The following is a 14,591-nucleotide window of genomic DNA, read 5'->3' on the forward strand; positions in this document are numbered from 1 at the left end:
GGAAATACGATGTTTATTGAACAAATTGATATAGTAGGATTTAGGGGTGTAAGTCAATTATCGTTAAAATTTAATACAGAAGCAAGTGTGCTGATTGGTGAAAACCGATGGGGGCGATCGAGTTTAATTAGCGCTTTAATGTTATTGTCGCTAGACAATAAATTTTATGAATTTGTTGATTCTGACTTTTATCGTGATAAAGATAAACCTAATGACAATCATATCAGTATTAAAGTAACGTATTGTCAATCCTATGCCAACGAGTTCAATAATCAAGCTTATCAAGCATTATTGCCTGTTACTTATCAATCTAAAGAAGATCAATTACGACGGATAACTTATCAAATCACCGCCAAACAACAAAATAGTAAAATTGTAACTCAGCATCTGCTAGTCGACCAAAACAATAATCCTTTTACTATTGAAGATCATAAATTGCTGATTGCTATTGTTCTTAATCTTAATCCTGTAATGGCATTGAAAAACACCTTAAGTGCAGATGATTTACCCATCACTAACCAACCTTTATCAGAATACTTCATTAATGAACTGTCTAATCAATTAAAGCAACATTCAGCCTCGATTAGTGAAGAGGAATTACAACGAGGATTAAAAGCTGCACGTGCTTTGTTAGAATACTATTTTATCGATCCAGCTCAACGTTATCGTTATAAACATTTACCACAAAAAACAAGCCCACATCGTGAAGATTGGAATTCACTTGAACGTATCAATAATGCTTTAGATAATATTAATGATAATTATTTACGAACCGCTTTATTAGGTATTTTTGATTCAATTGTTTACGCTAAAGGTGACAATCCCCTTTCACCTAGCTCGATGCCAATTCTCATTTTAGAAGAACCTGAAAGCCAATTACATCCCATTATTTTATCGGTTGGTTTTCGCCTGCTTAAACACCTGCCAGCACAAAAAATTATTACCTCAAACTCCAGTGACTTAGTATCATTATTTCCATTAGAGAGTATTTATCGGTTAATCCGTCTACCCGGTCAAATTGTGACAAAATATGTTGCCCCTCATTCACTGAGTGCTGATGATAGTCGCCGTATTTTATTTCATGTACTTTATCGTCGACCATTAGCGCTTTTTGCTCGTTGCTGGTTATTAGTTGAAGGTGAAACAGAAGTATGGTTGTTGCGTGAATTAGCCGAACAAAGTGGTTATCATCTAGGTTCTGAAGGTGTGCAATTACTAGAATTTGCGCAATGTGGTTTAAAACCTTTAATAAAATATGCTAATAAGATGGGGATCCATTGGTATGTGATTACTGATGGCGATATGGCTGGAAAAAAATATGCCGATACGGTTAAATCGCTCACCCCACAAAATGAAGATTCGAATGACTATCTTACGATATTACCGGCAAAAGATATCGAGAATTTTTTGTTTAAACATGGCTTTAGTCATGTGTACAAACAGGCAGCTTATAATACAATTGAACATATCGATATGCCTGTATCTAAAATTATTCAAAAAGCCATCCATAAAAGCTCAAAACCGGATTTAGCTATTGCTGTTTGTGATGATGCAAAATCTAGAGGTATAGATGCGATACCAAGCTTATTAACCCATACTTTCGCCAAAATAATTCAGTCATCAAAAGATTTTATTCAACGTTGAAAACAATAAGCTCATAAATTAGATAAAACGCCACCAAATTTGATTGGCGGCGCAGTTAAATTATGAAAAAACACTGTATTATAGCGTGAATAAATTATTTTACTCATGCTTTCAAGGAGACACACAAACAACACGATGTGTTAATGTTGATGGCATATTATAGCCGATATAACCTTGTGAATACATTCCATTATTAATATCATAAATCAAACCATACATATTGGGTACAGCAAGTGATGTCCAGTATATACCTGAACCATCCCAATTTTTTGCAGCAGGATAATCAGTAGACGTGTTACTCAGATACCCCCATTCATTCATTAAACCACCAACCCACTTATCACCATTTTTATAACTGATTTGACGACGATAAGAGTTACCCTGACCTGGAATTCCATTCTCCCAGCCATATCCATTTCCATTAGTAAAATCTTCAACTCCTGGTATTCGATAGGTAGCCCCCAGATTATTACAAAATGCTTTGGCATTTTCGTAACCATTTGCCTGTTCAATCTTAGTTATGTACCAACGCTCGATTTTAAAATTATAAAGCAACTGACTATGATTATTATCAGAATAGAGTTTAAACTCTGAGGGAGTGAAAGATTTATTAGTAGAATCTTGGGTTGGTCCATTTAATAGAATTTTTAATGCCAACTGTGGCTGCCCATTCCAATTCTGTGTCTGTTCTACAGTTAATGACAAATTAACGGTTTTATTACCATTTTCAGGGAAAACGGTAGCACCATTTGCAGCAATAACTTGATTTGGCGTAATACCTGCTAATAATAAATAAAAATGAAGACCATTTGAACCGGTTGTAGGAAAGTTATTTGCAACATTATCAATATTATCGACTCTAAATCCTTTCTTACTCACCCAATTTGGTCCATATGACTGATCCATAGAAAAGTTGGGCTGAGCATAACACACATAAGGCATATCTATCTTTGGGGTAATATAGTAAACACTTGTTGCAGCATTAAAACGCGTAGTATTCGGTATGCCATACTGGGTTGATAATAGACCATCAGTTGTTTGAATATTGAGTTGATAAGGTGCATCACAGGGATCTAATGCTGTAATTGTATTATTACTAATCATACTGGTAACATTTTGCCCTTGCTTATTTATCCATGAAAGCGTTAACGATCCGGTAGCCGTTACGTTGCCATCACCATCATCATCCCCCCAATAGTTATATAATTTGATTAAACTGTTTAAAGCAACACTCGGATAATTACTATTCCCCTCTTTTTTAAGTGGAACAAATGTTTTTATATTAACAAAATCTAACTCTCCTTTATTTAAAATAATTGGATTTGTCATAGTTGAATCATTAACGATCGCATTTGGATATAAATGTGCCATATCACCGGATGACACATACTGACGACCATCTGGTAACGTTACACTTAACAAACCTTCTGTACTTGTTACTTTCGTTTTACCTTTATCAAAAGTTAAATAAGGTTTACTACCATTAATCTTGTTAATGGTCACCGCAGTTAACGCATTAGCGTTAACCGTAAAAATCATAGATATTAAGCTAACAACAGCAATATAAGAGCTAAAATTGTTTTTTGCTAATGGGATTTTTTTAAAAAGAATAATCCATCTAAAAAAGATAAATAACACTAATTGGTGAGAAAAAGTTAAGATAATACTGATGAAAAATAAACAAACTAGTTTGATACTATTCATTGGCAACCTATTATTAAAAAGTTTTTATTCAGAAAAATATGGTGTTTTCCTCTATATTAATTTTAGATATCCTTATCATAACCTGTTCAATATCGACCAAAATTTAAATATCTTTAATTTTTTTTCAAATTATTTTGAGAATCAAAATTTACATTACGTTTTAGCTATGATTATTTGAGCGTTAATATTGAAAATCATTATGTGTTAATCATTCAATATGATGAAAAAATGGATAAAATTTCAATAGATAGATGAGGGCAAAAAAAGTTAGAAACTATCTTTTAAATTAATTAAAAGACACGTTTGGTGAAAAATGCTTGGAAAGTATTTGCTTAACGAATATGGATATAGTTGATATCAATGCTAAAGGATTTCCACTGCAGTAAACAGCAGAAATCCTGCAAAACATGATTATTTTGTGATTTTTTTGTATTTGGCACGTCTCGGCTCTAAGGCTTCTGCACCTAAGGTCCGTTTTTTCCACTCTTCATATTCGGTAAAGTTACCTTCAAAGAACTCAACATGCCCTTCGTCTTGGTAATCGAGAATATGGGTTGCAATGCGATCTAAGAACCAACGGTCATGCGAAATCACTAATGCACAGCCCGGAAACTCCAATAACGCATTTTCGAGTGCTCGCAGTGTTTCGACATCTAAGTCATTGGTTGGCTCGTCGAGTAACAGTACATTGCCACCAACTTGTAATAACTTGGCTAAATGCACTCGTCCACGCTCACCACCAGAGAGTTCACCGACTCGTTTTTGCTGATCAACGCCTTTAAAATTAAAGCGTCCAACATAGGCTCGGCTTGGGATTTCAAAATTACCAATACGCATAATATCTTGCCCATTGGATATTTCGTCCCACACTGTTTTTTTATCATCCATGCTGTCACGAAACTGATCGACTGACGCCAATTGCACCGTATCACCTAAAGTAATGGTACCTGAGTCAGGTTGCTCTTTACCCGATAGCATTCTAAACAGTGTTGATTTACCCGCACCATTTGGACCAATAATCCCAACAATCGCGCCTTTAGGAATACTGAATGAAAGATTATCAATCAATACCCGATCACCATACGACTTGGTTAAATTACTCACTTCGATCACTTTATCGCCTAAACGTGGCCCAGGTGGAATAAACAGTTCGTTAGTTTCATTACGTTTTTGGTAATCATTACTGTTTAATTCTTCAAAACGCGCTAAACGGGCTTTACTTTTTGCTTGGCGGCCTTTCGGGTTTTGGCGCACCCATTCCAGCTCTTTTTCAATCGATTTGCGGCGCGCTGATTCGGTTGCGGCTTCTTGAGCCAATCGCTGATCTTTTTGTTCAAGCCATGAAGAGTAGTTACCTTCCCATGGAATGCCTTCGCCACGATCAAGCTCTAAAATCCAGCCGGCGACATTATCTAAGAAATAACGGTCGTGGGTTACAGCCACCACTGTACCTTCATAGTCATGTAAAAAACGCTCTAACCAAGCCACCGATTCAGCATCTAAATGGTTAGTCGGTTCGTCGATTAATAACATATCGGGTTTTTCCAGCAATAACTGACAAATGGCAACACGGCGACGTTCACCACCGGATAAATTCTCAATTTTGGCATCCCAATCAGGCAGGCGTAGCGCATCGGCAGCGCGTTCTAGTTGGTTGTCCAGATTATGTGCATCTTGCGATTGTATAATTGCTTCAAGTTCAGCTTGTTCTTTAGCAAGTTTATCAAAATCGGCATCAGGATCAGCGTAAGCTGCATAAACTTCATCTAACCTTGCTAATGCCTTTTTGGCATCGCCAACGGCTTGTTCAATTGCATCACGCACAGTTTGTTTTGGATCTAATTTCGGTTCTTGTGATAAATAACCGATTTTAATACCTGGCTGTGGACGCGCTTCACCCTCAATTTCGGTATCAACGCCCGCCATAATACGTAATAACGTTGATTTACCTGCCCCATTCAAACCCAGCACACCAATTTTTGCGCCAGGGAAAAAACTTAAAGAAATATCTTTTAAAATATAACGTTTAGGAGGAACAATCTTCCCCACTCGATTCATTGTATAAACATATTGCGCCATAAAACATCATCCGCTTATTGGGTTAAACCTAGTAAAAGAGACCTTTTACTATAAAAGTATGGCGTATATTGTAACGATTCTGACAATAGGGTCTAGGGTTATTTATAACAATTAACTGATTAACTAGTGATGGAGCGAGTTATTCACCGCAATTGATAGGCTACTTATTATTGACAATATTTATCTGACTTAAATAATAACAAGTTCATCAATAGGTTAACAAAAAAACAACTCTTTCACATAACAATTTTACCCGTTTGACGACTCAGCAAAAGTAAAATCTGAGACAATGGGGCTGGATTTTCGAAATAACAGTTTTACGACCTAAGTGGTATTTTGACTATAATTGTAATGTAGTTAAATACCACGTTATGGGCAATTTGTCAGATTATCAATATCTAACCTGACAAACGACTAACAACATATAATTTATTAGGTAATTCTTTTATCTTGTAGGGAGTGTGCTAATTCCATTTTCGCCCCGGCAGAAAATTTGTGCTGATTGACCTTGACCAAGATCAAAACCGTCATCCTTAACGCTTCCCAACAAACCATAATCGATTACAGCAAATGGCTTGTTTGTACGATACATTTCAGCTGTCCAAAGATAGGTTCCGAAGTAATAAGGCCCGCCCCATTCACTCATAAAAGTACCTAAATCTCGAGCAGCGGGATATTTGTTGGAATCAACACTTGCGTTAGCTGTCCATTCTGGTGTGTTAGCTTGTAAAGAGTTGGTCAATTCATCTCTTCGATACAGATATTTTTGTCGCCAAGCTTTGCCTGCTTCTGACATATCATTAACCTGAGCGGATGTTGTTTTCGGTATTGCTTGACCATCTATTATTCTTCTACATTCATCGTAGGCTAAATACCCATCAAATATATCTAAAAATCCTTTTACTTTCGTAGGTATTATTGCCCATTTTTGTGGTATAGGGAGCGTAATTTTACCGATGTTTTGCCAAGTTTTGCCTTTATCAGCACTATATTCCATATTAATCGTTAAGGGTGTTGTGGGCTTAGTGACACTGTCATAACGTACTTGGCAATTTGCACCTAAGTCTTTACTTGCGACCGGAGATTGCAATGTAACCCAGTTAGTACTATTGCTGCTATCTAGTTGACAGCGATACAGACTTTGATCGGCTCCCGAGCCGATTAACATGAAAGCTGCATCTTTAAAACCGGTTATTGGTTTAAATTGTTCAGCTTTAAATCCACCACCTTGTTGCAAGTTATTCGACGATGGGCTTGTGCCAGGATCCCATACCTCTGGGTTATAACCATTAGGATACTTAGTCATGTAAGAACTATTCTTATAAACATTCATATTTGGTTGAACAAAGCATAACTTAGGTCCCCCATCAAGCATAAATTGGTAAGTAATAACGGGTTGGCTACCATAAATGTTTTTATTAGGTTGACCGTATTTAGTCGATACCGCAACGTTTTGAGCACCCATTTTTAAAAAGTAAGGTCCTCCACACACATTAAGTTCACGACTTAAATCAGTTATCACGTTATTATTATCATACCAGGTTGCTGTTAGTGTGCCTTCGATGGTTGTGTTTTCAGTAAGGGAGGCATCACCATCATCATCACCAACGTTGAATTGTGATAATGCACTTGCCTGACCATTAGCTGGAACCATCGTAATGATATCAGAAAATTTAGTTCCTTCTGGTACTTGCAAGGGTTTACCACCAAAAGAGATCGATTCACTTACATCAACGAATTTTAATGCGTTATTATTTTCTGTTGTAGGCATTCTAAAACCAAGTAATTCATTCAATCCTTTGATTTTAGTCCCTACATTTCCGTCTTGATCTGATTTTAATTGTAAATAAGGTGCACTACCTACAATGGTTTTAGCTGTCACATTTGATAATGCTTCAGTATAAGGTGAAAAAAGAATAAATAAAAAATGAATACCAATAATAGATAACGTTGAGTTAAGTTTTAGGTGTATAACCTTATTGGAAGGATTGATCCGTTTAAAAATTAGATGCCATATTAATTGATTAAAAATATTAAATTTAAAATTAATAAAGAATAAGAAAATTAATTTTCGCTTCATTATAAATAACCTATAAATAGGATATTTATCATCTATGAAAAATTTCCTAATTTTAAACATATATCAAACCTATAACATTAGTTATCACTTAACGGTATAACAACACAGTGTTGATTGTTTTTAATTTTCACATATTTGAATATAATAATCTATAAATAATTGTTTAAATTTGTAAATCAATAAATTAATTGACAAGCATAATTCAACACACAATTGATATAGATTATAGTGATATGGAGTTGAATGACTATAAAGGATTAAAGCCATATCAAAAACGATAATAATATTATTTTTTATGAAGAATTATTGCGCCGAATGAATGAATCGACATAACAATTTTACCCATTTGACGTTTGACGACTCAGCAAAAGTAAAATCTGAAACAATAGGGCTAGATTTTCGAAATAACAGTTTTACGACCTAAGTGGTATTTTGACTATAATTATAATGTAGTTAAATACCACGTTATGGACAATTTGTCAGATTATCAATATCTAACCTGACAAACGACTAACAACATATAATTTATTAGGTAACCCTTTTATTTTGTAGGGAGTGTGCTGATTCCATTTTCGCCCCGGCATAAAATTTGTGCTGATTGAACCTCACCAAGAAAAGACACGACATCCTGAATGCTTCCCAACGAATCATTTGATGGGTGTCCGTATACAGCAAATGGCTGGTTTGTGCGATACATTTCAGCTGTCCAAAGAAAGCTTGCAAATTCTTGAGCGCCCCATTCGCTAAGAAAAGTACCTAAATCTCGAGAATAGGTATATTTTTTGGCATTATCTATTGGTTTAGCTGTCCCTTCTGGTGTGTTAGCTTGTAAAGAGTTGGTCAATTCATCTCTTCGATACAGATATTTTTGTCGCCAAGCTTTACCTGATTCTGACATATCATTAACCTGAGCGGATGTTGTTTTGGGTATTGTTTGACCATCTATTATTCTTCTACATTCATCGTAGGCTGTATAACTATCCTTATCATTTAAAAATCCTTTTAATCGCGTAGGTATTATTGCCCATTTTTGTGGTATAGGGAGCGTAATTTTACCGATGTTTTGCCAAGTTTTGCCTTTATCAGCAGTATATTCCATATTAATCGTTAAGGGTGTTGTGGGCTTAGTGACACTGTCATAACGTACATAGCAATTTGCACCCAAGCCTTCACTTGCGACCGAAGAGTGCAATGTAACCCAGTTGATACTATTGCTGCTATCTAATTGGCAACGATACTGACTCTGATCGGCTCCCGAGCCAATTAACTTGAAGGTAATATATTTAAAACCGGTTATCGGTTTAAATTGTTCAGCTTTAAATCCCCCACCTCGTTGATAAGTCGACGATCGGCTTGTACCAGAATCCCATACCTCTGGGTTATAACCATTAGGATACTTAGTCATGTAAGAACTATTCTTATAAACATTCATACCTGGTTGAACAAAGCATAACTTAGGTGCTCCCTCAAGCATAAATTGGTAAGTAATAACGGGTTGACTACCATAAATGTTTTTATTAGGTTGACCGTATTTAGTCGATACCGCAACGTTTTGAGCACTAATTTTTAAAAAGTAAGGCCCTCCACACACATTGAATTCACGACTTAAATCATTTATCACGTTATTATTATCATACCAGGTTGCTGTTAGAGTGCCTTCGATGGTTGTATTTTCAGTAAGGGAAGCATCACCATCATCGTCACCAACGTTGAATTGAGATAATGCATTTGCCTGACCATTAGCTGGAACCATCGTAATGATATCAGAAAATTTAGTTCCTTCAGGGATTTGCAAGGGTTTACCACCAAAAGAGAGCGATTCACTTACATCAACGAATTTTAATGCGTTATTATTTTCTGTTGTAGGCATTCTAAAACCAAGTAATTCATTCAATCCTTTAATTTTAGTCCCTACATTTCCGTCTTGATCTGATTTTAATTGTAAATAAGGTACATTGCCTGCAATGGTTTTAACAGTAATATTTGATAACGCTTCGGTATAAGGTGAAAAAAGAATAAATAAAAAATGAATACCAATAATAGATACCGTTGAGTTAAGTTTTAGGTGTATAACCTTATTGGAAGGGTAAATCCGTTTGAAAGTTAGAAGCCACATTAATTGATTAAAAATATTAACTGCAAAATGAGTAAAAAATAAGAAAACTAGTTTTTTCTTTGTTATAAAAAGTTTACAAATAGAATATTTACTATATATGTGAAAATCCTTAATTCTGAACATACACAAAACCTAAAATCCAAGTCCTTTTGAAGTTTAAATAAACAATCATTTTGATTATTCGTTATTTTTTATTTTTACATATATAAAAAAAATAATCTATAAATAACTTTTTTAAATTGAACAGACAATAAATTAATTTATACGAACAACTCAACACAACAACACAATATCGATATAGCGTAGAAAAAGTATAAAAGGATTTGTGAGCATATCAAAAACGATAGTAATATTATTTTTTATTGAGAATTATTGCGTCGAATGAATGAATCGACACAACAATTCTTAATGTCAAAGCGGCAAATTATAGAAAAGTGAAAAGTTGTTCTTTCGGTAAACGTGATTTTGGTCGATGTGCGTTGCCATCATCAGCAGCGCGATAGCCTAATGTCGCAACTACAACACTTTTCAATCCCTTACTTTTAAGATCTAAAATTTCGTCAATTTTAGCTGAATCATATCCTTCGATAGCCGTAGAATCAACACCAATTGCCGCAGCAGCAAACAAAAGTTGCCCCAATGCAATATAAGTTTGCTTTTCTTCCCAACACTGTTGCGATTCAGGGGTTGCACTATTTAAATTAACAAAATAACGTCGACCTTGATCTTGCGATACTTTTAAATCTTCAGAAGGCAGACGACCGTCTTTTTCTTCTTGATTCAGTAGATTCACTAAATGACTTTCATCCAATGGCACTTTTATACAAAAAACAATAGTATGTGACGATCCTGTCACGCGTGGCTGATTAAAATCAGGAAAAGCAGGCAAAATCTTATTTTTTGCTGTGTCTGACTCAATCACATAAAAATGCCATGGTTGAGAATTTACCGATGATGGACTGTTTCTTAAAACAGTTAAAAGTTGCTCAATAATAGCTACAGGTATCTTTTTAGTAGGATCATAATGTTTAGTGGTATAACGTTTTTGCGAAATTTCGACGATATTCATATTTTTGACTCCACCTTATTGGTTAATGATGAACGATAACTTATTTTTTAACTAAATTAATGATTTTCTATTCATTTTAGAATACTATTAATTACCACTTGAATAACAAATTCAACCGATCTTTACTTATCTCTATGCTCCTATATAAAAATGCGTATTATTACACTTCATTTTTTTATAAAAAAACAAATAATAATTATAATTTTCATTTATATCATAGAGTTATTTAACAACAAAACGACACCAATATCTTTACAATAAAAAAAATAGAGAATATTATCTAGCACAATTTTAAAGGCTTTACAGTTTATAGTGATATAAAAGTACCGTTACGGAAAATGTGATGTTTAAAAGTAAACATATATTAACAAAATTATGTGCAGCAGTCTTTTTTTCAAATATTTTTTATTGTTTTTCAGCCAATGCATTAAGTGCCACATCTGTTCAAGTCATAAATGGCACAGAACCTTATATTTCAATAGATAATAATCACACACCAGCAAACATAACTGATTTACTTTGGATTGCAGTAGAAAACGATCAAACTAATGGGACAGAAGAAGTTAACAATGAAAATTCAACTCAGATCGACACGCGAATAAAAAATCCTAATTTAACTTATTATATTCCTGATTTTGATTCATCCCCCGATAAATTAATTGTACTTCCTAAGTCTGTTGAAACTTTTGAAAATATAATAACTTTATTAACTGATTATAATGCAAAAGAAGTGGATATTTTTACTATTCTAAACGATCATCAATATGTTAAAGATGACGATGGTGATAATGGATTTAATGCTAGTGGAACCATGTCTCTCACTATAAAAGATAACAATAATAATACTATTGAGCCAAGCGAAAAATTAAATAACTGTATTGGTTACTACGCGGTAACATTAGCCACAACAGAATCACAGCTTTCAACCACATTTGGGGTACCTAATATTAGGACTTATCCAAGTGTAAATAAAACCTATTATGTCACATCTTCCTCCAAGGATGTGCCTACGATTTGCTGGCTACAACCATCTTTAGAAAAAGGTAATCCACCAGAATTTGCTTATACAAAAGAAGAATACGAAGCGAATTATATTCAGAATACTTGGGAACAAGATATGCCTTGGTGGGATGCCAATAAAGGTTTTTTGCCTCGAGGTTCGTCTGAAGAAAGTTATAATAAGTTTCCTACAACTGCTGCCAATAAATTATATTTTAATGTCGTACTTGCCGGTGCAAACTGGAGTCAAATTTCTTATACTAAAAACCCAACAACATCGCCTATTAGTTTAAAGCTTAGTGGAAAAGATAACGTGCTTCGAGTTGAGTTTACAGGACCCAATTTTTCAGAAAAATTAAAAAATAATATTTCAGCTGCAAATAATACAGTATTTTCTTTAACTGTCGGCAATAAAACTATTTATAGTTTTACTATCACTCAATGGTACCTGATTTCTGAAAATGTAGTTTTTAAAGATCAAAAATCTGCCAAACATTATTGTAGTTGTCAAAACCCAAGAGTCGCGCTGACTTATAGGCGATCATTAACTAATGCAAAAAGTTGGGATTATTTTTTTGGAGAAAATGAAAGAAATAATTACAAACGCACGGTTGGAACGCTTTTATCTGAATGGGGGAATACGGTAAATGAGGTTTATCCAAGCGATTCAACACTTTCAAATGCGCTATCTAATTACGCTTGGACAGATGAACAAGACTACGATATGGGTATAGCTGAGCCGCTAAAATCTAAATTACGAAATTTTAATCCTTTTGATGAAGATAATGGTGATGATGATGAACAAGGCACCTTATATCCCCCACCAATACCTGATGATGGTGACGATGAACTATTTCCAGAAAACGAATGTGATCAAGACCCCATAGATTGGTCTTTCGAAGGAACAAAATTCTATGGTGTTGATTTAACCAACGGAAGTATTGCTTCATTCGATAAAGATACTCAAGGCTTAAAAGCTATCTGCTTTATCGATTAACTGAATTTTGCTGATTAAAATCATAATATTTAATGACCTTTTAAGATTAGATATTGACATTAACTATGTTCTTTGATAAAAATATTGGCATTATTTTGACCAATATAAATTTAGAGATTCGTTTTAATGATTAGAACAACTACTCTCCTCACTAGCTTACTCCTCGCATTATTTTGCGCGGATTGCTTGTGTGTTGAGTAATGAGATAATTTATTAAACAACTCGACAAATTAACAAGAACCCGCGCTAAAGTGCGGGTTTTTTGTTTTCATAACTTGAAATACCGTAATAGCGCTAAAATATAGATAAGGAATAAACAATGAGCGATCAAGTCATTATTTTTGATACCACACTACGTGATGGCGAACAAGCTTTACAAGCAAGTTTAAGTGTCAAAGAAAAACTACAAATAGCGCTAGCTTTAGAAAGAATGCGGGTGGATGTGATGGAAGTTGGTTTTCCTATCTCATCCCCTGGTGATTTTGAATCAGTACAAACGATTGCTAAAACAATTAAAGATAGTCGTGTATGTGCATTATCTCGCTGTATAGATAAAGATATTGATGTTGCAGCAGAAGCGTTAAAAGTTGCCGATCAATTTCGTATTCATACTTTTATGGCAACTTCAACCTTACACGTGCAAGACAAATTAAAAATGACATTTGAAGATGTCGTTGAAAGGGCTGTGCACTGTATTAAACGTGCACGTAATTATACTAATGATGTGGAGTTTTCTTGTGAAGATGCAGGCCGTACCCCAATTGATAACTTATGTCGGATTGTTGAAGCAGCAATTCAAGCAGGGGCAACAACGATCAATATTCCGGATACTGTCGGTTATACTGTCCCTTATCAATTTGGTGGCATTATTCGTACCTTATTTGAACGTGTCCCGAACATTGATAAAGCGATTATCTCTGTTCATTGTCATGATGACTTGGGCATGTCGGTGGCTAACTCGATTAGCGCGATTCAGGAAGGTGCTAGGCAGATTGAAGGCGCGATGAATGGTTTGGGTGAACGCGCAGGTAATACAGCTTTAGAAGAAGTCATTATGGCAATTAAAGTTCGTCAAAATATTCTAAACGTTCACACCAATATTAATCATCAAGAAATCTATCGTACCAGCCAAATCGTCAGTCAAATTACTAATACACCAATACCGGCCAATAAAGCGGTTATTGGTAGTAATGCTTTTGCCCACTCCTCCGGCATTCACCAAGACGGTGTGCTTAAAAATCGTGAAACCTACGAAATCATGACACCTGAATCTATTGGTTTAAATCAAATCCAATTAAATTTAACTTCACGCTCGGGTAGAGCCGCGGTAAAACACCGACTTGAAGAGTTAGGTTATCATGATAACGATTATAATTTAGACCAAGTATACGAAGCATTTTTAGAGCTTGCAGATAAAAAAGGACAAGTGTTTGATTATGATTTAGAAGCCTTAATTTTTATCAATCAATTAAAAGATGAACAAGAACATTATGTGTTGGACTATTTTAATGTTCAATCAGGCTCTACTGTTGTTTCAACTGCATCAGTAAGTTTAATTATTGGCGATCAAAAATTTTCAGATGCAGCAACGGGTAATGGTCCAGTTGATGCAGTTTATCAAGCAATAAATCGTATTACTGGCGAGCCAATAACGATAGTTAAATACCAATTAGCGTCAAAAGGGCAAGGTGAAAATGCTTTAGGGCAAGTTGATATCGTTGCCGATTATAAAGGTCGCAAATTCCATGGTGTGGGATTAGCAACAGATATTGTCCATTCATCTGCATTAGCATTAATTAATGTATTAAATAATGTTTATCGGGCAAATCAAGTTGCACAACAAAAACAAAAATTGCATCATGATTAACATATTAAATTATGTTGTTTTATAAATACTAAATAT

At 34.7% G+C, this 14,591-nt stretch carries 8 protein-coding genes; 3 read left to right on the forward strand and 5 right to left on the reverse strand.

The features are described 5' to 3' along the window. The first annotated feature begins 9 nt into the window (after positions 1-9). On the forward strand, positions 10-1,644 hold the full coding sequence (locus J3U57_RS04195; protein WP_267343926.1) for a DUF2813 domain-containing protein: 1,635 nt from the start codon (positions 10-12) through the stop codon (positions 1,642-1,644). A 111-nt stretch (positions 1,645-1,755) separates the two neighbouring features. On the opposite strand, the gene J3U57_RS04200 is transcribed toward J3U57_RS04195, so the two are convergent. The 5 genes from J3U57_RS04200 to nfsB form a co-directional block, all read right to left on the reverse strand. Beyond that, positions 1,756-3,348, reverse strand: coding sequence for a hypothetical protein (locus tag J3U57_RS04200; RefSeq protein WP_267343927.1), 1,593 nt, complete (start codon positions 3,346-3,348; stop codon positions 1,756-1,758). A 411-nt stretch (positions 3,349-3,759) separates the two neighbouring features. Next, positions 3,760-5,427: an energy-dependent translational throttle protein EttA gene (ettA, locus tag J3U57_RS04205; protein ID WP_267343928.1), complete on the reverse strand. Its 1,668-nt coding sequence runs from the start codon at positions 5,425-5,427 to the stop codon at positions 3,760-3,762. A 445-nt stretch (positions 5,428-5,872) separates the two neighbouring features. Continuing rightward, the gene (locus tag J3U57_RS04210; RefSeq protein WP_267343929.1) at positions 5,873-7,507 is read right to left on the reverse strand and encodes a hypothetical protein; all 1,635 of its coding nucleotides are present in this window, start codon (positions 7,505-7,507) and stop codon (positions 5,873-5,875) included. Positions 7,508-8,048: 541 nt separating this feature from the next. Further along, complete coding sequence (locus tag J3U57_RS04215; protein WP_267343930.1) at positions 8,049-9,623, reverse strand: hypothetical protein; 1,575 nt, start codon at positions 9,621-9,623, stop codon at positions 8,049-8,051. 424 nt (positions 9,624-10,047) lie between these two features. Beyond that, positions 10,048-10,692 carry an oxygen-insensitive NAD(P)H nitroreductase gene (nfsB, locus tag J3U57_RS04220; protein ID WP_267333500.1) on the reverse strand — a complete coding sequence of 215 codons (645 nt, stop codon included), beginning with the start codon at positions 10,690-10,692 and terminating at the stop codon, positions 10,048-10,050. A gap of 343 nt (positions 10,693-11,035) precedes the next feature. Here nfsB and J3U57_RS04225 point away from each other — a divergent pair, with 343 nt between their 5' ends. Together J3U57_RS04225 and leuA are read left to right on the forward strand one after the other, a co-directional pair. Then, positions 11,036-12,688, forward strand: coding sequence for a hypothetical protein (locus J3U57_RS04225; RefSeq protein ID WP_267333501.1), 1,653 nt, complete (start codon positions 11,036-11,038; stop codon positions 12,686-12,688). Positions 12,689-13,007: 319 nt separating this feature from the next. Continuing rightward, complete coding sequence (gene leuA, locus J3U57_RS04230; protein WP_267333502.1) at positions 13,008-14,555, forward strand: 2-isopropylmalate synthase; 1,548 nt, start codon at positions 13,008-13,010, stop codon at positions 14,553-14,555. Positions 14,556-14,591: the final 36 nt, after the last annotated feature.

Source organism: Gilliamella sp. B3464, assembly GCF_026536145.1.
GTDB lineage: Bacteria > Pseudomonadota > Gammaproteobacteria > Enterobacterales > Orbaceae > Gilliamella.